This window comes from Chryseobacterium sp. OV279 (assembly GCF_900128945.1).
Lineage (GTDB): Bacteria > Bacteroidota > Bacteroidia > Flavobacteriales > Weeksellaceae > Chryseobacterium.
Map to the genome: position 1 here is coordinate 1,428,696 of NZ_FQUD01000001.1, position 22,235 is coordinate 1,450,930.

The window sequence follows — 22,235 nt, forward strand, 5'->3', positions numbered from 1 at the left end:
TAACCTTTTAAAATAAATGATCATGAGAACATTTGTAATAATCGACTTTTATATTCAGCTGATCATGCTGATGATTGGAATGGTCCTGGCAGGTTTTGGCGGATATAATTTCCTTTTATTCTACTATGTGACGGGTGGCGCCCAGTTGATAAGTTTTCTGATCAGACTGTTTCTGCCTATAAAGAAGTCAGTCTTCTATATCATCTACGGAATATTGATTATACCTGTTTGGACTTCTGTACTTTTAACCTATGCATCTGATGCAGATTATGATATTACTCAAATTTTGATGCCTGTTTTATTTGCTTCTCTATTTTACAGCCCGGTGATGGCCATGATCTACATCTATGATTATTATAAAGTTTACAAATCTTATCCATAAACCTAGATACATCTAAAAACAACAGAATGACTACAATTTATTTAGAAACACCAATCAAAGCAGATATTCATAAAGTTTTTGATTTGGCAAGAGATATTGATCTTCATCAAAAATCAACTGGGAAAACCAATGAAAAAGCAATAGCAGGAAGAACTTCCGGACTTATTGAAGAAAATGAAACGGTGACCTGGCGGGCCAGACATTTAGGCGTTTATCAGACACTGACAACAAAAATTATAAGTATGGAGAAAGCGGTCCAGTTCACAGATGTAATGCTTAAAGGGGCATTTAAAACAATGAAACATCAGCATATTTTTAAAGAAAGAGACGGAAATACAGTCATGATTGATCTATTTGAATTCGAATCTCCTTTTGGAATAATCGGAACGTTTTTCAATCATATTTTCCTTAAAGATTATATGAGAAAATTCTTAATAGAAAGAAACGAACTCATAAAGAAAACCGCGGAATCAGTTAATAATACGCAGTAAACTCATACCTTTCAATGAAGTTAAGGCTAAGATTAAAAGGTGATAATAAAAGGCTGCCGAATCCAAACATTCAAAACCAATAACCCATAAATCCGTACGCATCCCAAACTCTAAAACTCTAAAACGCTCCAACTCTCAAACTCAGAACCCCACCAAAAAAACAACAAAATGAACTTCCTGCAAGCCGAATGGCGAAAACTAGCCATAATCAATTACGACATAGACCCTGAGATTTTATTGAAATATCTCCCTGAAGGAACTGAGCTGGATTTCTATCAAGGAAAGTGCTATGTAAGTCTGGTTGGATTTATGTTTTTAAACACGAAATTACTTGGACTTTCTATTCCGTTTTACCGGAATTTTGAAGAGGTTAATCTAAGATTTTACGTTAAAAAGAAAGAAAAAAATACATGGAAAAGAGGTGTTGTTTTTATTAAAGAGATCGTTCCTAAATATGCGCTTAGTTTTGTAGCCAATTCATTTTATAAGGAAAATTATATAACAATGCCTATGAATAATGAGATCAGATTGAATGGGGATGAACTGACGGTAAAATACGAATGGAAAGATAAAAGCTGGCATTCCATCCAAATAACGGCTGATAGTAAAGCTTTGCCGATGGAAGATGATTCAGAATTTGAATTCATTACCGAACATTATTTTGGATTCACCAAAAGAGAACATAAAACTTCTGAATATGAAGTCTGCCACCCGAAATGGGAACATTATCCGGTTAAAGATTACCAGCTGGATATTGAATTCAATGCCCTCTACGGGAAAGAATTTCAGTTCCTTAATGAGCAGAAACCAATCTCTGTCATGCTGGCAGAAGGGTCTGAAATTGAAGTGAAAACAAAGAAATACCTCATGTGATCTTTTCACCACAAAAGGGACAAAAGTTTTTAAACACGTTTTAATTAAAGCTGAAAACTGAATCCATTAAAGTTCATATAATTTGAAGAAATTATAAATGAAATTGGCACGAGACAACCCAGCCACAACGTGGCGATTTAGCCAAAGATAGGATGCAGTCCTATCAAAAGTATATCATAAAATCTGCTAGACAACCAGGCACAACCGGGCGATTTAGCCAAAGATAGGATGCAGTCCTATCAGAAGTATATCATAAATCTGCTAGACAACCAAGTACAACCAGGTGATTTACCCCAAGATAGGATGCAGTCCTGTCAGATTAAAATTAAGGTTTGCCGATTAAAGAAAGGATGTTTAAATTAGCAAAAACGAACCTTGTATGCTCATTAAACAGAAAACGAAAAACCTTTTCCTGTCCACTTTTTTTATATCCTCAGCCTGTTTTTCGCAGGCGCATAATGTTTCTGCAGGCTATCAAAAGCCGGACGATCCGCTCGTCGTTCAGAATCTGGAAGAGTGGCAGGACCTTAAATTCGGACTGTTTATGCATTGGGGAACCTACAGCCAGTGGGGAATTGTGGAAAGCTGGAGCCTTTGTCCGGAAGATGAATCCTGGACACAGAGAAAACCGGAACATGGGAAATCTTACAATGAATATGTAAAGAACTATGAAAATCTTCAGACAACTTTCAATCCGGTAGAATTTAATCCTCAGAAATGGGCTGATGCTACTAAGAAAGCCGGAATGAAGTATGTGGTTTTCACCACGAAGCATCATGACGGTTTCACGATGTTCGATACCAAAGAATCTGATTATAAAATTACTTCTCCCAAAACTCCTTTCTCAAAAAATCCGAAAGCGGATGTTACCAGAGAAATCTTCAATACTTTTAGAAAAGATGGGTTTAAAATCGGAGCCTATTTTTCAAAGCCTGACTGGCATTCTGAAAATTACTGGTGGCCGTACTTTCCACCAAAAGATAGGAATGTCAACTATGACCCGAAGAAATACCCTGAAAGATGGAATAACTTTAAAAAATTCACTTTTAATCAGCTGAACGAGATCACGTCCAATTATGGGAAAATCGATATTCTTTGGCTGGATGGGGGTTGGGTACGTCCTTTTAAAACCATCGATCCTTCTGTGGAATGGCAGAGAACCATCAAAGTGGAACAGGATATTGATATGGATAAAATAGGGACCATGGCCAGAAAGAACCAACCGGGAATTATTGTGGTAGACCGTACCGTACCTGGAAAGTGGGAGAACTATGTAACTCCTGAACAGGCAGTTCCGGAACATGCCCTTTCTATTCCCTGGGAGAGTTGCATCACAATGGGAGACTCTTTTTCCTATGTTCCCAATGATAACTATAAATCTTCCCAGAAAATCATAGAAACCCTTATAAAAATTATCTCAAGAGGTGGAAACTACCTGATGAATATTGCTCCAGGTCCCAATGGAGATTATGATCCGATTGTGTATGAAAGATTAAAAGAAATTTCCAATTGGATGGATAAAAATCAGTCAGCGGTTTTTGCAACCAGAAGTGCAGAGCCTTATCACGACGGAAATTTTTATTATACCCAATCAAAAGATGCTAAAACATTGAATGTTTTCCATATCGATGATATAACAGAGTACAAAACTCCATCAGAACTCAATTTTCAGCTTCCGGACGGTTTTCAGCCAAAATCATTGAAAATTCTCGGTCTGAGTTCAAAAATTCAGTGGAAACAAACCGGAAACAGGATTGAAATAAAACTTCCTGAGGAAAGAACAAAACTGAAGTTGGCCACTGTAATTCAAATGACAAAATAATGAAGTTGATTAAAATTATGGTCATTGTATTGTCTTTCAGTTCTGTTTACTTGCATGCCCAAAAAGAAAAACCATTATACAAAGATTCGAAACAGTCCATTGAAATCAGGGTTCAGGATTTGTTGAAAAGAATGACACCGGAAGAAAAATTCTGGCAGTGTTTTATGATTCCAGGAGATCTGGATAATGTTCCCAAACACCAGTACAGACACGGAATCTTTGGATTGCAGGTGAGTGCCGGAAACCAGGGCGGAGGTGTAGCCGGACAGATGCTGAAATATAATGCGAATGAAGATGCTGAAAAACTGGCGATAAAAATCAATGCCATCCAAAAATACTTCGTTGAAGAATCCAGGCTCGGAATTCCAATCATTCCTTTTGATGAAGCTTTACACGGACTGGTTCGGGAAGGAGCCACTGCTTTTCCGCAGGCTATCGGTTTGGCTGCTTCTTTCAATCCGGATCTGATGAAGGAAGTATCCTCAGCCATAGCAAAAGAGTCGAAACTTAGAGGAATTCGCCAGATTCTGACACCTGTGGTCAATCTTGCCAGCGATGTCAGATGGGGGCGTACAGAGGAAACTTATGGCGAAGATCCTTTTTTAACTTCATTGATGGGCGTTAGTTTTGTAAGTTCTTTTGAAAATCAGGGAATCATTACCACTCCAAAACACTTTTTAGCCAATGTAGGAGAGGGCGGCAGAGATTCTTATCCGATCCACTGGAGTAAGCGGTATCTTGAAGAAAATCACCTCGTTCCTTTTGATAAAGCATTTGCAATGGGAAAAAGCAGATCGGTCATGACTTCTTATAACCTGTTGGACGGAAGACCTTCAACGGCCAATCATTGGTTGCTCACAGATAAATTAAAGAAAGAATGGAACTTTAAAGGTTTTGTGATCAGTGATGCCAGTGCGGTAGGAGGAGCGAATGTACTGCATTTTACAGCAAAGGATTATGATGATGCTTCAGCACAGGCCATCAATGCAGGATTGGATGTGATATTTCAGACAGACTATCAGCATTACAAACTTTTTATACCACCATTTTTAGACGGAAGAATTTCACAAAACAGAATAAATGATGCTGTAACAAGAGTGCTTAGGGCAAAATTTGAACTGGGACTTTTTGAAAATCCTTATGTCTCGGTCAAAGAAATACAGGAATTAAAAAAGATCAATCATAAACCATTAGCCGAAAAGGCTGCACTTGAGTCTTTTGTTCTGCTACAAAACAATAATGGAACGCTTCCCGTTTCCGGAACTGTAAAGAGGATAGCTATTATCGGAACAGATGCCGCTGATGCAAGGTTGGGCGGATATTCCGGACCGGGAAATAATAAAGTAAGTATTCTGCAGGGCATTAAAAATTTCACCAAAGATAAAAATATAGAAATCCTATATGCAAAAGGGATTACGTGGGATTTGAAGGACTTTAAAACAGTTCCCGCCGACCTTTTATCATTCGGGAACAAAAAAGGATTACACGGAAGTTATTTTTCCAACAGCGTTTTAAAAGATACACCGGCTTTTGAAAGGCAGGATGAACAGATCAACTTTAAATGGACACTATATTCTCCGGACCCTGAAAAACTGCAACCTGACAATTATAGTATTCGGTGGACAGGAAAACTGAAAGCTCCAGAAAATGGAAAATATCAGTTGGGACTGCATGGAAATGATGGTTTCAGATTGTATTTAAACGGAAAACCGGTGATTGACCAATGGGAAAAACTGGGTTATTCTACTAAAACAATATCTCTGGATTTTGTTAAAGACCAACAGTATGATATCGTCATCGAGTTCCATGAAAACAGGGGCGAAGCAAATATTGAACTGATCTGGAATTATGGCATTGAAAATGATCAGAAAGACTTTGATGAGGCATTAAAAATGGCGCAGAATGCAGATCATATCATCATCACGGCAGGCATTCATGAAGGCGAATTTCAGGACCGTTCTTCACTGAGTCTTCCGGGAAATCAGGAAAAAATGATTCAAGAGGTTGCTAAATTAAACAAACCTGTCACTGTAATTTTGGTAGGTGGTTCTGCTATAAAAACAACGGCATGGAAGGATAAAGTAGGAGCAATTCTGGATGTCTGGTATCCGGGTGAAGAAGGGGGAAATGCGGTGGCAAAAGTATTGTTTGGAGCAGAAAACCCATCCGGAAAACTTCCCATCACATTTCCGGTGGAAGAGGGACAATTGCCGTTGACGTACAATCATCATCCAACAGGAAGAGGAAATGACTACCATGATTTGAGTGGAGAGCCATTATATCCGTTCGGTTTTGGACTGAGCTATACTGCTTTCGAAATGTCTGACTTGCAGTTAGACAAAACAAAATATTCAGAGAATGAAACCATCACAGCAAAAGTTTGGGTTAAAAATACTGGATCAAAAGCCGGAAGTGAAGTGATTCAGTTGTATGTAAAAGATCTGCTGGCATCAGTTTCCAGACCTGTTATCGAATTGAAAGGATTAAAAAAGGTTCATCTGAATCCGGGAGAATCCAAACAGGTGACAATTGAAGTTCCCGTAAAAGACCTTCAGTTTTTGGATGAAAAGATGAAGTGGATCGTAGAAAAAGGCACCTACCGGATTATGGTTGGAAATTCTTCTAAAAACCTGCCTTTGAAAAGGAATATTGAAGTGGAATAATTTCTCCTTTTTGACACAAAAAAGTGTGGAATTTTAATTCAAATGATCGCTATGGTACGATATATGTAATATTTGTTGAAACCTGAATGAATTTAAATGATAAAAATTGATTATTTAAACCACTCAAAAAAAATAAATCTCATGAGAAAGTTTTTGATATCAACAGTCGTGTTATTAGGCTTATCAATGAATGTTAATGCCCAAAAAAGTCCTCCGGCCCCACCAACTAAAAGTGAATTGATTAATATCAAATCAAGAGAGCTGGACAAAAGATACAATACAGAGAAAAAACTCATTTTGAATCACCCGCTTGCCACTAAAAAGATGAAACGTGATCAGCTAAAAGCTTTGAATGAAAAATACCAGAGCCAGAAAAAATTGCTGAGAAAAATGTAATATTCAATCTCAAAAAATGATACAAAATCCGTTTAAAAACGGAAAGCAGACACAATATAAAAAGCCGTTTCACACAAAATGAAACGGCTTTTATATGATATTAAGTCAATCTTAGCTTTAGTCTTACCTCAACTTTAATATAATTTCCTCGCCAACAGTAAATTCAGAAGGAAAGTCCCCGTCCAGTTACTGTTATTACCTCCGTTAAGACCTATAAAGTCAATACGGGCAACAGAGACTGTAAGTCTTGTTTTTCCTGATACATTGGCTAGACTGACAAAAGAAGCGGTAAAAACATCAGGAAAACTGGAGTTGTTTCCCGCGGTTAAAATCGGGTACATATTGGTGACATTGAAAGCCGGACCTTGGTATTCATACACGATGGTCATTCGGCTGGTATTCGAAAAGGAGGCTGTGTGACCATAAGTTGTGGAAGCTTTGCTGATCACCCACCACGCATCTGTTCCGGTTCCTGTATCGTAAGATGTTACCGTATGGTTAGTCCAGTCACTGACTCCCGGACTACCATTCCCGTGAGGAGGAATAGAAAGCTGTACCCCGTAAATGTCTACATTGCTGGGTTTCGGAAGCACGGTAAAGGAAAGATCCCAGGTTCCTCCCGTTGTATTGCTGTTGTTCACTACTTCAGCATAAGCACCTGTAGGGATTACAAAAGAGGTCACAGGCGTATTATCGATTCTCAGAGTATTCCCGCTGGATGCCTGAAGCGTAATGCCGGACGCAGAGATATTCTTTATTTTATAAATTCTTCCCGTATAGCTGCTCGTTCCGGTTCCGATGACAGGAAGGGTAAATGTAGCATTGGCCGCTCCGTCATACGTGATGTAGTGGTCTGTAGCCGTAATATTGTACGCAGTAGCAGTGATTTGCTTATAGTCGGCGCCCAGAGATCCGGCAACAGCTAAAGTACTGTTAGGAGTCGTGGTTCTAATGCCAACTTGTGCATTGAAGAATAAACTGCATAAAAGAAAAGCGAAAATTAAATTCTTTGTTTTCATTTGTTTGGATTTTCTGCAAAAATAAAGAAAAATATTATACTGTATTCATTTACAAATGATTATTTTACTTCTTGTGATAGTACATCACTGTAATGTGATGTTTTTGTGTGAATTTAAATTTTAGAATAGTAATTAATATTTGATAAAAAAAATGCGTTTATGGAAAATGGGTTCACCGGCAGCCGGCGAAATCAAGTTAGTGTTCAGTGAAATATGAAATGCCAGAACATAAAACATCCAATATTTTTCCTTAAATTCGCATAAAAATTTTTAAAATAATGAACTACGATATCATTGTCATCGGAAGCGGTCCTGGCGGTTATGTTACAGCCATCAGAGCAGCACAATTGGGTTTCAAAACTGCAATTATCGAGAAAGAAAACTTAGGAGGTATCTGCCTTAACTGGGGATGTATTCCTACGAAAGCTTTATTGAAGTCTGCGCAGGTTTTTCATTATATCAACCACGCTGAAGACTATGGTCTGAATAAGGTGGAAGCTAGTTTTGAATTTCCAAACGTAATCCAGAGAAGCCGTGGGGTAGCCAGCAAAATGAGCAAAGGAATTGAATTCCTGATGAAGAAGAACAAGATCGATGTGATTCTTGGTACAGCTACAGTTCAGAAAGGTAAAAAAGTGTCTGTTACAGATAAAGATGGTAAAGTAACTGAATATGCAGGAGAAAATATCATTATCGCAACAGGTGCACGTTCAAGAGAACTTCCAAACCTTCCTCAGGATGGTAAAAAAGTAATCGGATACAGACAGGCATTATCTCTTCCTGAGCAGCCGAAATCTATGATTGTGGTAGGTTCCGGAGCTATCGGGGTAGAATTTGCTGATTTCTATAATACAATGGGAACTAAAGTAACCGTTGTAGAATTTATGCCAAACATCGTTCCTGTAGAAGATGAAGAAATTTCTAAGCACTTAGAAAAATCTCTTAAGAAGACAGGAATCGAGATCATGACCAATGCATCTGTAGAAAGCGTTGACACCAGCGGTGAAGGCGTAAAAGCTACTGTAAAAACTGCTAACGGAACCATTACCCTTGAAGCTGATATTTTACTTTCTGCTGTAGGAATCGCTGCCAATATCGAAAATATCGGATTGGAAGAAGTGGGAATCCAGACAGATAAAGGAAGAGTTTTGGTTAACGAATGGTACGAAACTTCAGTTCCTGGTTACTATGCAATCGGTGATATTATTCCTACTCAGGCTTTAGCACACGTCGCTTCTGCTGAAGGAATCACTTGTGTAGAAAAAATCAAAGGAATGCACGTTGAGAAAATCGACTATGGCAATATCCCTGGATGTACTTACTGTCACCCTGAAGTAGCTTCTGTAGGTCTTACAGAAAAGCAGGCTAAAGAAAAAGGATATGAGATCAAAGTAGGTAAATTCCCTCTTTCTGCAAGTGGTAAAGCTACTGCTAACGGAAACACAGATGGTTTCATTAAAGTAATTTTTGATGCTAAATACGGTGAATGGTTAGGATGCCACATGATCGGAGAAGGCGTTACAGATATGGTTGCAGAAGCAGTGGTTGCCAGAAAACTGGAAACTACAGGTCATGAAATCATTAAATCGATCCACCCGCACCCAACAGTTTCTGAAGCCATTATGGAAGCAGCAGCAGCGGCTTACGGTGAAGTGATCCACATCTAATTCAAACATAACTAATAACGTATTCAAAGATGTTTAAAAAACTTGCTGCAGAAGCACTGGGTCTTGGTGATATCGGGAAAATTATCCCTTCTCAGGACTATGACAAAGTAGACTCGGACGACTATATTTTATCGGAAGATAATGAAAGAATTTTCTTCTTAATCAAATCTAAAAGAGATGAATACTGCTTTACCAACAGAGCATTAATTCATATCGACGGAGCCAGTGCTCTGGACAAAAAGAGAATTTTAAGAAGGTACGAATATTATCAGTTTCCTTTCTCCAATATAGCGTTACAGACTGCGGGAACGATTGATCTTGACGTGGAAATTTCATTCCATATCGGAAATGTTCCGTTGATGATCAGTGTAAGCAAAGGTCAGATCGATCAGTTAAAAGATCTTTACAAAGCTCTTTTGGCGATTCAGCAGGAAGTACACCATAATCAGTCGATTTTAGGGTTCTCTGTAGACAGCCTTCAGAAAGCAATTACAACAGTTGCGGCCGGAAAGCAGGAAAATGTATCCAAAAGCCAGGAATTGCAGCATGTAAATGAATATGTTTTCAACTGGTCTAGGAGCAGCTATGAGAAATACAATCAGAAAGATTTCTCGGCCATCTTTGAAAAGTATATCAATAATTAAGAAGATCTTACCTCTTAATATACCAGCCACAGACATTTCGTCTGTGGTTTTTTTGTAAATTCAGGAAAAATTTTAAAAATGAAGAACAACTATATCATTCTTGCTCTGTCATTGGCCGGAATACTCTCTGCACAGACGAAAAATGAGTTTGTAAGTCCCAATGAAAACCTCATTGCCGAGAATATTCTGCCGATTCCTAAAAATCTGAATCAGGCGATTAAAAAATATTCCGAAAGCAGAAATGCAGGGGTTGCAAGCGTTCATCCCAATGGGAAAGAAATCATTGCAGTGACCCGTTTTGCTTCTACCAACCAGCTTCATAAAATCTCTGTTCCAATGGGAGCGAGAAAACAGATCACGTTCTTTGATGAACCTGTCAATTCAGCATCTTACGAGCCTGTAAAAGGGGAATACCTTATTTATACGAAAGATACGGGAGGAAATGAATTCGGACAGCTTTTTAAGCTTGATCTTAAAACCTTGGAGTCCAAACTGCTTACCGATGGCGGAAGATCCCAGAATGGCGGTATGAAGTGGAAAAAAGACGGTTCAGGATTCTATTTTTCATCTACGAAAAGAAACGGTGGCGACAGGGATATTTATTATATGAATCCTTTAAAACCTGAAGATACACAGCTTATCCTTGAAGTAAAAGGTGGCGGCTGGGGAATCTCCGATCTGTCCGAGGACGGTAAAAAGCTTTTGATTGGAGAATATGTTTCTGCCAACGATTCTTACCTGTACATCTATGATCTGGAAACCAAAAAGCTGGAACCTATTACCGACCGGAAAGAAAAAGGAGTGGTGCAGGGTGGTGCTTCTTTCAGTAAAAATGCGGATGAAATTTTTTATGTGACAGACCGGAATAATGAATTCAGCAGACTGGCCGTTTTAAATTTAAAAACAAAAAAGACCGAATATCTGACGTCATCCATCCCATGGAACGTTGAAGATTATGATTTGTCTGAAGATCAGTCTAAGATTGCTTTTGTCACAAATGAGAGCGGAATCAATAAATTATATATTCTTGATACGGCAACCAAAAAATATGCGCCGGTAAGCCAGCTTCCGGTTGGATTGATTGGTGGAGTTAAGTTTTCGAATGACGGGAAATCGCTTTATTTTTCCAGATCTGCAGCCAATTCCGGATCGGATGTTTATAAAATGGATATGGCCAGCCAGAATATTGAAAGATGGACAGAAAGTGAACAGGGTGAAATGCAGCCGGCAGATATGTCCGTTCCCAAACTGATCGAATGGAAAAGCTTTGATAATATGAAAATCTCTGGATTCTATTATCCTGCACCTTCTAAATTTACAGGAAAGAGACCGGTGATTATTAACATCCATGGTGGTCCGGAAGGGCAGTCTATGGCATCATCTATAGGTTCTTCCAACTATTTCACCAATGAAATGGGCGTGGCCATGATTTATCCTAATGTAAGAGGATCTTCAGGCTTCGGAAAAACATTCATTGCAGCAGATAACTGGGATCTGAGAATGAATTCCGTAAAAGATATCGGAAGCCTTCTGGACTGGATCGCAAAACAGCCTGAACTGGACAAAGACAGAATTATGATCATGGGTGGAAGTTACGGTGGTTTTATGACCCTCGCTACCGCTTACGAATATGCCGATAAAATCAGATGTTCTGTAGACATCGTTGGAATCTCTGATTTCAATACTTTCCTTAAAAATACAGAAGAATACAGAAGAGATCTGAGAAGGGTAGAGTATGGTGACGAAAGAATCCCTAAAATGGCTGAATTCTTTACTAAAATTGCTCCTCTGAACAATATTGACAAGATCAAAAAACCGATGTTTATCATCCAGGGAACCAATGACCCGAGAGTTCCGGTGACGGAAGCTGTTCAGATGAGAGACAAGCTGAAAGCTCAGGGCAAAACAGTCTGGTATCTCGAGGCTAAAAACGAAGGACACGGATTCAGAAAAAAAGAAAATGTAGATTTCCAGCGACTTGCGGTGATTCGTTTTATGCAGGAATATTTGTTGAAATAAAAGGGTAGGAGGTCTGAAGCTGGAAGAGGGAAGTTATTGAACGGCTAAAATATAACTCGAATTGAGTTTTATCAATTTTTAAGAATGTTTCATTGAATTTATGGAAAGTTTTAAAATGAATGTCCAATAGTAACTTCCAGCTTCCCTCTTCCCTCTTCCCTCTTCCCTCTTCCAGCTCCGATATTAATTTTAAGCAGAGTTTAACAGAAGCTATCTGTTAGAATAGTTCTAAAATATGAGATTTCTAAAATTTAACCTCATTTTCTCACCCCGATTCCTTACATTTATTCTATGAATTTTGAGAGAACAGGACTGGTTTTGTCTGGAGGCGGTACCAAAGGGATTGCCCATGCAGGAGTGTTGAAATTCTTGAACGAAAAGAAAATCGATGTAGATGTGCTGTCCTGCTGTAGTGCGGGATCTATTGTAGGATGTTTGTATGCGGTCGGAAAAACGCCGGACGAAATTTTAGAGTTCTTCAATTCAGTGTACTTTTTCAACTGGAAACATTTTACGTTTAATCAGCCGGGGCTTGTTTCTTCGGTTATTTTCAGGAATTATCTTAAACCTATTTTCCATGATATGAAACTGGGTGATCTGAATAAGGAAGTGAAAATTGTTGCCACAGAACTGGTTTCCGGAACCCAAAAAATATTTGACGAAAACTTCAAAGTCGTAGATGCTATTATTGCGTCATGTTCCATTCCCGGAGTGACGACACCTTACATCATCGGCGATGAAATGTACTGTGATGGAGGTGTTCTTAATAATTTTCCCGCAGATATCATCAGAGAAGAATGTGACAAACTGATCGGTGTTTTTGTTTCTCCTCCCCATAACATTGATATCAACGACTTAAAATCAATCAAAGCCATTGTTTCCCGTTCCTATGACCTTCTTTCTTACAGAATAGAAAAAGGAAAATTCGATTATTGCGACTGGTTTATTTCCTCCCAAAAACTGTCCAGTTATGGAACTTTTGAGCGTAGAAAAGATCGCTTGGAAGAGATTTTCAATGTAGGATACCAGGCGGCAGAAGAAAGCTATGACACAAGCGGTTTCCGATCTGAATTGCGCCAATCGGGGAGTTGAGGTTGAGGGTTGTTACGGACTGCGGGTTCGAGAGTTGGGTAGATTTGCTAGTTGCTAGTTGCTAGTTGCTAGTTGCTAGTTGCCAGTTGCTGGTTCGAAGTTCTTGGGTAAATTTTATTTAAACTCTTTTCTATATATCAATTTTCCGTTATCCCATTTTTCTTTTTTTATAACCTTTCTTTTTTCATCATAATACTTCCAGATTCCTTGATATTTTCCTTCTAAAAATTCTCCTTCTGCATAATCATAAGGGACAAGCATAGGATTGTCGTCACCTGAGGTTTGATAGTAGGTGAAAAGTTTCGTTTTTCCATCAATTATGTGACATTCATGATCTATTTGCCAACAATATAAACTATCAGAATTTTTCTTAAGTGCTCCTGAACTAAAATAATATGACATTTTTCGCTTAGAAGGCAATATATTTTTGTATACCTTTCCTTTTCCAGGTTTTGGCGGTTTCTCAAATCTTTGTTGTGCACAAGAATTTAAAAAAGAACATAGAATAAAGAGTAGATAAATAAATGTTTTCATAGTTTTTTATATCATTTTGTGAATTTGAAAAATGGTAATAAAACTACGATATATTATTTAGGATCTGAGAATTGTTGTCCAGCTCATTACTGTTTAACAACAACCGCATCCTGACGTACCACTTCACGGTCATTTTCGTCACTTACAACCAAAGTATAAGGTGCTTTGGAAGCTGAATCGGTAAGATAATTCCTCCAGACCTGATAGCTGTAGCCTTCATTCACAAAGCTGAAATAGTAATTTCCTCCCGAACCGTCAGGAATCAATTCCCCGTCACTGATGATCATACTTGGCTTTGAAGTGATTTTGGCATTGGCTGCCCAGGATTGGTAAAGGTATTTTCCGTTAGGCTGTTTGTCAATTCTGATCTTAAACTTTTTCGTTTTGATGATCAATGTTTTGGGTACTTTCTGGAAAGGCTGTACCTCATTGGAAAGATGAAGAGGTTGAGTGGTTATCGCTGGTTTTTCTGCTGCATAAGCTAAAGAAAACTGAGTAATGCAGAAGGCTCCTAATAAAATCGGTTTGATCATTGGATGGTGGGTTATTGGTTAGGTTTAAACCCAATCAAATATGAAGCCATTTGATGATGTGTTCGCAGTTCTAATCAGCAAATCACTTTGGTTATCGTAAAATGGTATCATTGATCCATGTATTCAGTTCCATGGTGTTTCTTAGGGTTTTCAGAAACCAGGTATTGGCTTTATAGTCTTCGATATACTGAGGAAAGTAGACGTTGAGACCTTTTCTGAAATTAAAAAAGCTGAGGTGTATATTTTCTGCTAAAGACTCAAGACGTTGGTTAAGCCATATCTTATCCTCCGGCAGACCGGATGTATGATGCCTGATCAGCACTTCAATGACAGGGATGTCAATTCTTTCCGATTCTTTTAATATTTTATCCAAAGCATCAGTCAGGACTTCATCGTTAAGGAAATTGATATGAGGAAGATTATCCTCATTATTCTGAAAAAGGTGTTCAAACTCTACATCCTGAAGCAGATGATAGGCTCCATGCATAATTTCTGAAGCAGAACTGTAGTCATTATTATCCTTTACCATAAAAACAGCAGGGATGTCCATTTTTAGACGGGTATAAGCTTCTATTTTATGATGGCCGTCCAGTACAAAAGCACAGCTCAGCATCGGATCCAGATGGTAGAGGCTGTAAAATATAACTGGTTTTGGGCGGCCTCCTTTTCTGATCAGATCGATGTAGTATTCCGTTCTTTCAGGATCAATGCTTTTACTTTCCAGCGTATACAGATAGTTAAAATCATCAAAAGGGTAGAACCATCCGGAAAATTTCTGATCATTCGTATGCTCATCAACAGGTAAAGATCTGCTCATGTAAAAATTGGAATTATCGTACGGAATTTTACCCAGATTGACCTGATAGATACCATTTTCAAAAAGTTTAAGAAAATCTTCAATACCCATCATGATTTCGGCTTCTGTTCCATCAACAAGTGCCTGATTAAGACCATCAGCAAAGGTTATCTTTTCCTTTTCAGAAAGTTCAGACACGGCATAATATTCACCCACACTTCCACGGGAGTCCGGCCAGTTGACGGCCACAGGACGTCGGATGATTAAGCAGCTGGCAAAGCCATCGTACAGAGCTTTGATAATGCCCTGTCCGTGAGTGATGTGTATTTCCATGGAATGAACTTAAGAAACGGCGGTGTAGCTGGCAAAAGCTTCTTCCAGGCTGTTGAATCGGCCTTTAAATTCATCAATAGGGCAGTCCTGAAGAATGTTTCCTTTATGAATCAGAATAACTCGGGAGCACAACGCTTCCACCTCCTGCATAATGTGGGTAGACAGAAGAACCGTTTTCTGCTGACCGATCTCTTTCACAACATTTCTGATCTCAATGATCTGGTTCGGATCCAGTCCGTTGGTAGGTTCGTCCAGAATTAAGAGGTCTGGCTGATGAATGATGGCTTGTGCAAGACCAACTCTCTGTTTGTATCCTTTCGACAGCTGACTGATTTTTTTCGATTTTTCAGGTGTGATTCCCACCAGTTCGATCACTTCATCTACTCTGGCTGCCGATATTTTATGAATGTTGGCCACAAACTGAAGATATTCTCTGACGTACATTTCCAGATACAGTGGATTGTTTTCGGGAAGGAAACCTATTTTCTTCTTGCTTTCAATCTCGTTTTCGGAAATATTCATTTCGTTAAAGATGATTTCGCCCTGATCAATTTTCAGTGCCCCGACAATGGATTTCATCAGCGTGGATTTTCCGGCTCCGTTTGGACCCAGAAGACCGATGATCTCATTTTGATCAATAGAAATATTGATGTTGTCTAGTGCAGTCTGTTCTCCAAACTTTTTGGTTAAATTGATTATCTGAAGCGGCATAATTCTTAATGTCTTTCTGCAAAAGTAAAAATAAAAAACTCATTCGGATGAATGAGTTCAGTAATATTGAAAAAAATACGTTTATTTCTTTGATTTTTTGTTCTTGCTGTTGCCATTTGAAGACGGAGCAGCAGTAGATGCCTGATTGGAACCTGTCTTTGTACCATTGATGGTTCCAGGCTTTTCATACATGGCAGATTTTCCATTGACTTTTCCGAATACTTTTTCCACCTGTTTTTTATTTAAAAACTGGGATTTTCCAACGTATTTACGGTTTTTATTGATATACTGGATAAACTGAACGGTCGGCTGACCATAGTTTTTTTCGTAATGCAGTTCAATGATGTCATTGGGAAGTTCCAGGATAATGTTTTCGTCCGGAGTAGTGATAAAGCCATCCATGATCAGTTTATAAAGACCGGATACGTCACCGTCCAGATTCTGAAATGAAAAAGATCTGATGGTGTTCAGGTTACTGGTGTTGAGATCCTGATAGTTGATGGTAAATTTATCCTCTTTTTTATATAAACCTACGGAATTATCTTTGCCAATTTCCACCAGGCTTTCGTTTTTCAACACTTTGATCTGTGAGAAAACTGAAACGCCGAACATACATGTAATGAGTAGAATTATTTTTCTCATGTGGAGGGATTTTAATGTTTTATAAATTGGTGGATTAAAACTAATAATAAAAATGCTAAAAACATTTATTCTTAAGCAAAAGTAATACTTTTTTTTAATATCATGGTGTGATCGCTTTTCCATATTATGCATGTCATAAAGGTGTTTTTGTTCAGATACAAATATAAAATTTAAGCTAATAGAGATGATTTACAAGAATAATATTAAATGTTTTGTAATTGATTTATTGTATTGAAATAAATGAAATGATGTAGGTTTTAAATCAATTTGAAAGAGTGGAATGCTCCATATTATCCTGATAATGAACACGGAATAAGTCTTTGAATACTTACGGGAGCAGAAAATATTTTTTATAGGGCTACGAAATAGAATGAAATTACCATTATTTTTGTTTCATCATTAATATTCATTCACCATGATCGATATCGCAGAATTTAAAGAAAACTTAGGATTAAAAGAAATCCCCGTTGAACTCGAAAAACTGGTCTACTTCCAAAACCATATCTCTTCCGGAGAAAATTACAGCCAGGGTTTTGGTGTTTTGATCGATGATAAGTCCGGACTGAAGAGCTGGAGCGAAGATGACCATTTTTTAGCGAGCTTATTTCCTTTCGCCCAGGCGAATGGCTCCGGTTCATTTTATGCTATCTGGAATGATGGAACAGATAAAGCTTTAAACCAAATGCCCGTTGTTATTTTCGGAGATGAAGGTGGTGTGCATATTGTTGCCGAAAATATCCTTCAGCTGCTTCATTTGCTTACTTATGATACCGAAATTACCGTTGATTTTGACAGCGCTTATTTTTACAGGGATGAAGAAGATTACGAGGAAAGCGAAGACCTCAGTGAATACCTGAAATGGATGGCTGGGGATTACGGTTTAGCTCAGATTGAAGAACCGGATGAGCTGATCAAAGCTGCTCAGGACAAGAACAAAGAACATTTTGAACAATGGTTCGGGCAATATTTTAAATACTGAATATCAAAAAAACAACAAGAAATATGAATATTTTACATCAGGATCAGAATTTTACGATCCGTCAGTTTTTACCGGAAGAACAAAACCTTTTTTGTGATCTTTTTGAAGATGAAGAGGTGACCCGGTATCTTCCTTACCGTTCACCTGAACAGTATGCGGAAATGTTTGAAATAGCATTGGAAGATTATACGAAAGGCCCCTTTGGACGTTTTGGAATCTTCAGTTCCGAAAATAATGATTTTATCGGAATGTGTCTGGTGAGAAATTTTGCAGATGCAACAGGACAGATTGAAATTGGATATACGTTAGGAAAAAAATACTGGGGAAAAGGTATCGCAACGGAAGTGAGCCGTGCTTTAGTCAAATATTCTCTTTTAAATACCGAAGGAGGCGATATCGTAGCCGTGACTGATCTGGACAATATAGGTTCACAAAAAGTATTGGAAAAGGCGGGTTTCATACGTATAGATAACCTGAAGAGACCGGATGGTGAACTGGCTTACTACGTCATCCAGCGCAATTAAATGTAACCTGAGTGCGAGATTAAAGCTATTTATTTGTGATATTCAGGAAACCTGAACCTACTTAGTTCCTGACCGTCCTGCTAACCATGTCAAGGTTGAAAACCTTGACATGGTTAATTAAATTCATGAAATTTCTTACTGATTAACAGAACCTTTAGAAATTGAGATTACAAAAGCATCAAATTCATTTTTATAGCTTCTTCCAACGGGAATATGATACGTGCCGAGAACAATTTCATTCGTGTTAAAAGCAGTAACGAACTGAGTATTGATCATAAATGAACGGTGAATCCTTACCAATCCTTTTCCTGATAAAACAGATTCCAGATCGGTCATTGTAGCCTTTGAAATAATACTTTCATTGTTTACCAGAACCGTTTTAATATCATTGCCCTGACTTTCAAAATAGACAATATCACGAATGGGAACTTTCCGGGTCATACCTTCGGTTTTAAGCATAATGAAATCTTCCTGAGTATCATTTTTGTGCCTTAAAACCCGTTCCACCGATTTAAAGAAGCGTTCAAAAGTAATAGGTTTCAGAAGATAATCCACGGCTTCCAGTTCGAAACCTTCAATCGCAAAATCCCGGTAAGCCGTCGTAAAAATAGTAGGCGGTTTCTGCGACAGCGATCTCAAAAAATCAATTCCGGTTAAATGAGGCATCTGGATATCCATAAACATAAGCCCGACAGATTTTGTCTGCAGAAGTTGGTAGGCATCCATAGCATTTTCAGCAGTTCCCACCAGTTTTAAATGGCCGATCCTGGAAATGTGTTTCTCCAGCAATGTGGCTGCCAGAGGTTCATCGTCTACAATAATACAGTTGATCATAAAGCTGCCGGCGTTTTTATTTCTACTTTAAAAGTATGATTTTCTCTTGAAACATTGAATACAAAATGATCCTGATAATGAAGTTTGAGCTGTTTTTCAATATTTTTAAGTCCAATTCCTTCGGGATCATTGGTTTCATCGTTACTACAGGTGTTTTCAATTTTAAAAATTAAATACGATTCATCTGAGGAAACATCAATTTTAATTTCTGTCCGATCTTTGCTTTTTCCTGCTCCATGCTTAAAAGCATTTTCCACCAATGTCAGATACAAAAGCGGAGGAATTGTGGCTGCAGAATTGAGATTGATTTCTTTACTGATCTTCAGCCTTTCTTTATTGTATCTGAGACTTTCCAGCTCGATATAATGATCAATAACAGCGAGCTCTTCTGAGACCGGAATTTCATTTTTAGGACCTTTGTACAGAATATAATCCAGAATATCCGAAAGCCGACTGATCGACTCTGAAGTTTTCTCCGAATTGTTGAGTGACAGCGCATAAATATTGTTCAAAGTATTGAACAGAAAGTGTGGGTTCAGCTGGGATTTCAGGGATTTTAATTCGAGTTCTGCCTTTTCCTTCAGCAGCTGTGCTGTGTTTTCTTTTTCATCTCTGTAGCGGATCACAAACATCACTGAGATAAAAATAAAGGCTGCGCTAATGAGGGAAAAAGTATAATGGGTCAAAAGATACCGGATATCCGTGAAAATGCTGTAGAAACTGTCCTGAGGTTCATCAATGAAAAAAGGTTCTGCCCCATAGACAATAAAGATCCTGTTCATCACTGAAATAAGATATAAACTGAGAACGAGATACAAAGAAAAGGTAATATGTTTTTTCTGGTCAAAGAAGTTTCGGATCAGAATGTAATAGATGAAATTGGCTCCGGCGATCTGAAATATCCAGTGGCAGAAATTGTAAATAAGAGTCGTTGAAGACATACTGCCGTCATATTCTCCGTAATCTCTCACAATTCCGAATAAGAATAAAGCCGTCCAAAAGAACAGCTGAAAATAGACATTCTGCCTTAGGTGATGTTGCTGTCCAAATTTCATAGCCTTCAAAAATATAAAATCCGGCGCTACAAGTGCTGATTATTTGATAAAATGAATAGAATTGATGACGGAAAGTTGTAATTGCAGTTCAGACAGCAAATCGTACAGTTGGCATCCGGACCAATGTTTTCTGTCATTATTGGTTAAAATAGGTAGTGTAATTGACAATATTTGCAAGAAAAAATAATGCCTGCAGACCTTCACTCCTCCGAAAGACTTTACGGACTGGATCACTTACGAGCTTTAGCTATTGTATTGGTTTTAATGTATCACTACCGCGCATTTAAACATCCTGTCTGGATTGATACGATAGGCAGATTCGGATGGACCGGAGTGGATCTATTTTTTGTGCTGAGTGGATTTTTAATTTCAGGACAGTTGTTTAAAGAAATTGAAAAGAGTGGTGGGATCAGTTTAAAGAGCTTCTTCACCAAGCGGTTTTTCAGGATCATTCCGCCTTATGCTTTTACGCTTTTCCTGTATTTTGCATTTCCGTTTTTCAGGGAACGGGAGTCGCTGGGTTCATGGTGGAAATTTATCACATTTACCCAAAATTACGGGCTGGATGTGATTAATCGGGGAACGTTTTCACATGCGTGGTCCTTATGTATTGAAGAGCAGTTCTATCTTTTTCTTCCCTTGCTGCTTCTGACAGCGATAAAAACAAAAGTTTTCCGATATACAGCGATTTTTGCAGGCGCACTCATTATCTTTTCCTTAACGGCCAGATGGTTCATTTGGGAAAATTCCATTGTTCCTATATTTAACACTGATCATTTTTGGAAGATATGGTATATGAAAATGTATTATCCGACGCACATGCGTCTGGATGGTCTTGCCGTTGGAGTGATAATCGGGTTTTTGATGCAGTATTCAGCTGGGTTTAAAAGTTTAGTTCATGACAACGGGAACAGACTTTTTATTCTTGGAATTATCCTGCTCGGCTTGGCATTCTGGATTTGTAATGATCAGGTTTCTAAGGAGGCTTCTGTCTTCGGGTTCACGTTGGTGGCCCTCAGCTACGGAATTATCTTAATGTCAGCTATTTCCAGATCTTCTTTTATGTTCAGATCGAAATCATACATCACAGAAGAGTTGGCGGGACTGTCTTATGCCATCTATCTTTCCCATAAAGGCATTATTCATATGATTCAGTATGCGCTTGAAAAATTGGGATTGGAAACCTCTGACAATATCAGTCTTTTGGTATGTCTGGCAGGATGTATCGCCGTAGGACTTTTATATAGATTTGTCATTGAAAAGCCGTCTTCAAAGCTTAAGCGTCTATGTTTGAGTAAGGTAGTTGAAAAACAAAGCAGGGAGATTTAAGAATCAAGAGCCAAGATGCTAGACATCAGATTTCAGACATCAGACATCAGACTATGATTCATTAACTTAATTACTATAACCAGCAACTAGAAACTAGCAACCAACAACCAACAACTAACAAAGCTACCCAACTCCAAAACCCTCAAACCCTCCGACGCTCAAACTCGAAACCCGCACCCCGCAACTCAAATTATCCCGGCAGTGCCTTTCTAATGTTTTCAATATCCTTCTCGAAAACATCAAGGTCTTTTTCGAGAATGATCTCATGGGTGTTTTTTGCTTGTATAACGAGTACCTGATACTTTTTTTTGAGCAGGGAAGTAAGTGGCCTGTCCTTAAAAGCGAGTTCCTTTTCTCTGATACTGAAATGATAGTCGGAAAATGGATAATCAATTTTACCAATCCTTATACCATTTCCTGAAATCTCACATTTGTTTTTGATGTAGGTCACGATCAGCAGCAGCGGCATGATGACAAATCCAAATAAGCTGAAAAGACCAACGCGATAGGTTGGAGTTTTCTGTAAAATAATGCCGTCGATTAAATTGTATAGTGATCCGATCATAATGAACGGAGCAAGAACCGCATAAAAGATCAGCACTTTTTTTGCCAAACATATTTTTAAACTCATCTCTAATCAATTTAAATTATTCCTGTTGATCATAGCTGCAGCATTGGAATAAACAATCGTAAGCCTACAATTTGTTCATTCTTAGTGTAATGGAAAAATAGGATATATTTTTCACCTCTGCAAGTAAGGAATGAATCAACCTTTTACAGTGGGAAATAGCCGTATTTTCACAGAATATGCTGCAAAAAATAAATATTTTTCTTAAATTGAATAAGATAACAGAAATTACATCGGCAGTAGGGGGATTCTTCCCAGGCAATGACTCT

22 protein-coding genes are annotated in these 22,235 nt (G+C 38.2%); 13 read left to right on the top strand and 9 right to left on the bottom strand.

All coding sequences use genetic code 11. The annotated features are described in order from the left end of the window. Positions 1 to 22 precede the first annotated feature (22 nt). The 6 genes from BUA72_RS06440 to BUA72_RS06465 all read left to right on the top strand — a co-directional run bounded on the left by BUA72_RS06440 (position 23) and on the right by BUA72_RS06465 (position 6,627). Positions 23 to 382 carry a hypothetical protein gene (locus BUA72_RS06440; protein WP_139259549.1) on the top strand — a complete coding sequence of 120 codons (360 nt, stop codon included), beginning with the start codon at positions 23 to 25 and terminating at the stop codon, positions 380 to 382. Positions 383 to 408: 26 nt separating this feature from the next. After that, positions 409 to 873, top strand: a complete 465-nt coding sequence (locus BUA72_RS06445) for an SRPBCC family protein (protein WP_072922237.1) — start codon at positions 409 to 411, stop codon at positions 871 to 873. Between the two features lie 168 nt (positions 874 to 1,041). Further along, on the top strand, positions 1,042 to 1,746 hold the full coding sequence (locus tag BUA72_RS06450; protein WP_072922238.1) for a YqjF family protein: 705 nt from the start codon (positions 1,042 to 1,044) through the stop codon (positions 1,744 to 1,746). Positions 1,747 to 2,125: 379 nt separating this feature from the next. Beyond that, complete coding sequence (locus BUA72_RS06455; RefSeq protein ID WP_083544124.1) at positions 2,126 to 3,568, top strand: alpha-L-fucosidase; 1,443 nt, start codon at positions 2,126 to 2,128, stop codon at positions 3,566 to 3,568. Further along, the gene (locus tag BUA72_RS06460; protein ID WP_072922239.1) at positions 3,568 to 6,231 is read left to right on the top strand and encodes a glycoside hydrolase family 3 N-terminal domain-containing protein; all 2,664 of its coding nucleotides are present in this window, start codon (positions 3,568 to 3,570) and stop codon (positions 6,229 to 6,231) included. The genes BUA72_RS06455 and BUA72_RS06460 overlap by 1 nt, the downstream gene beginning before the upstream one ends. 141 nt (positions 6,232 to 6,372) lie before the next feature. Next, a complete protein-coding gene (locus BUA72_RS06465) occupies positions 6,373 to 6,627 on the top strand; it encodes a hypothetical protein (RefSeq protein ID WP_072922509.1) in 255 nt (84 codons plus the stop codon). A gap of 134 nt (positions 6,628 to 6,761) precedes the next feature. Here BUA72_RS06465 and BUA72_RS06470 read toward each other — a convergent pair whose 3' ends face one another. Next, entirely contained in the window at positions 6,762 to 7,646 is an 885-nt protein-coding gene (locus tag BUA72_RS06470; protein ID WP_047451895.1) for a hypothetical protein, read from the bottom strand. 278 nt (positions 7,647 to 7,924) lie between these two features. Between BUA72_RS06470 and lpdA the strand changes: the two genes are divergently transcribed. From lpdA to BUA72_RS06490, 4 genes are all read left to right on the top strand, one after another. Next, on the top strand, positions 7,925 to 9,313 hold the full coding sequence (lpdA, locus tag BUA72_RS06475) for a dihydrolipoyl dehydrogenase (RefSeq protein WP_034750188.1): 1,389 nt from the start codon (positions 7,925 to 7,927) through the stop codon (positions 9,311 to 9,313). Between the two features lie 29 nt (positions 9,314 to 9,342). Beyond that, complete coding sequence (locus BUA72_RS06480) at positions 9,343 to 9,957, top strand: PH domain-containing protein (RefSeq protein ID WP_034732120.1); 615 nt, start codon at positions 9,343 to 9,345, stop codon at positions 9,955 to 9,957. 78 nt (positions 9,958 to 10,035) lie between these two features. Further along, the gene (locus tag BUA72_RS06485) at positions 10,036 to 11,976 is read left to right on the top strand and encodes a S9 family peptidase (RefSeq protein ID WP_083544125.1); all 1,941 of its coding nucleotides are present in this window, start codon (positions 10,036 to 10,038) and stop codon (positions 11,974 to 11,976) included. Between the two features lie 291 nt (positions 11,977 to 12,267). Then, positions 12,268 to 13,068: a patatin-like phospholipase family protein gene (locus tag BUA72_RS06490; protein WP_072922240.1), complete on the top strand. Its 801-nt coding sequence runs from the start codon at positions 12,268 to 12,270 to the stop codon at positions 13,066 to 13,068. A 114-nt stretch (positions 13,069 to 13,182) separates the two neighbouring features. Here BUA72_RS06490 and BUA72_RS06495 read toward each other — a convergent pair whose 3' ends face one another. The 5 genes from BUA72_RS06495 to BUA72_RS06515 form a co-directional block, all read right to left on the bottom strand. Continuing rightward, positions 13,183 to 13,602, bottom strand: coding sequence for a toxin-antitoxin system YwqK family antitoxin (locus BUA72_RS06495; RefSeq protein ID WP_072922241.1), 420 nt, complete (start codon positions 13,600 to 13,602; stop codon positions 13,183 to 13,185). Between the two features lie 86 nt (positions 13,603 to 13,688). After that, positions 13,689 to 14,135, bottom strand: a complete 447-nt coding sequence (locus BUA72_RS06500) for a hypothetical protein (RefSeq protein WP_072922242.1) — start codon at positions 14,133 to 14,135, stop codon at positions 13,689 to 13,691. 91 nt (positions 14,136 to 14,226) lie between these two features. Then, entirely contained in the window at positions 14,227 to 15,264 is a 1,038-nt protein-coding gene (locus BUA72_RS06505; RefSeq protein WP_072922243.1) for a hypothetical protein, read from the bottom strand. 9 nt (positions 15,265 to 15,273) lie between these two features. Next, positions 15,274 to 15,975: an ABC transporter ATP-binding protein gene (locus BUA72_RS06510; protein ID WP_072922244.1), complete on the bottom strand. Its 702-nt coding sequence runs from the start codon at positions 15,973 to 15,975 to the stop codon at positions 15,274 to 15,276. 81 nt (positions 15,976 to 16,056) lie between these two features. Continuing rightward, positions 16,057 to 16,617, bottom strand: a complete 561-nt coding sequence (locus tag BUA72_RS06515) for a hypothetical protein (protein WP_047451887.1) — start codon at positions 16,615 to 16,617, stop codon at positions 16,057 to 16,059. Between the two features lie 415 nt (positions 16,618 to 17,032). Between BUA72_RS06515 and BUA72_RS06520 the strand changes: the two genes are divergently transcribed. Then, positions 17,033 to 17,596: a hypothetical protein gene (locus BUA72_RS06520; RefSeq protein ID WP_072922245.1), complete on the top strand. Its 564-nt coding sequence runs from the start codon at positions 17,033 to 17,035 to the stop codon at positions 17,594 to 17,596. 23 nt (positions 17,597 to 17,619) lie between these two features. Further along, the gene (locus BUA72_RS06525; protein ID WP_072922246.1) at positions 17,620 to 18,120 is read left to right on the top strand and encodes a GNAT family N-acetyltransferase; all 501 of its coding nucleotides are present in this window, start codon (positions 17,620 to 17,622) and stop codon (positions 18,118 to 18,120) included. 135 nt (positions 18,121 to 18,255) lie between these two features. Here the strand turns inward: BUA72_RS06525 and BUA72_RS06530 are convergent, their stop codons facing one another. Further along, complete coding sequence (locus BUA72_RS06530) at positions 18,256 to 18,954, bottom strand: LytR/AlgR family response regulator transcription factor (protein WP_072922247.1); 699 nt, start codon at positions 18,952 to 18,954, stop codon at positions 18,256 to 18,258. Then, complete coding sequence (locus BUA72_RS06535) at positions 18,951 to 20,009, bottom strand: sensor histidine kinase (protein WP_072922248.1); 1,059 nt, start codon at positions 20,007 to 20,009, stop codon at positions 18,951 to 18,953. Before BUA72_RS06535 ends, BUA72_RS06530 begins: the two co-directional genes overlap by 4 nt. Positions 20,010 to 20,180: 171 nt before the next feature. Here BUA72_RS06535 and BUA72_RS06540 point away from each other — a divergent pair, with 171 nt between their 5' ends. Further along, on the top strand, positions 20,181 to 21,338 hold the full coding sequence (locus tag BUA72_RS06540) for an acyltransferase family protein (protein WP_228407842.1): 1,158 nt from the start codon (positions 20,181 to 20,183) through the stop codon (positions 21,336 to 21,338). Positions 21,339 to 21,528: 190 nt separating this feature from the next. Here the strand turns inward: BUA72_RS06540 and BUA72_RS06545 are convergent, their stop codons facing one another. Continuing rightward, the gene (locus BUA72_RS06545) at positions 21,529 to 21,969 is read right to left on the bottom strand and encodes a hypothetical protein (protein WP_072922250.1); all 441 of its coding nucleotides are present in this window, start codon (positions 21,967 to 21,969) and stop codon (positions 21,529 to 21,531) included. Positions 21,970 to 22,235 lie beyond the last annotated feature (266 nt).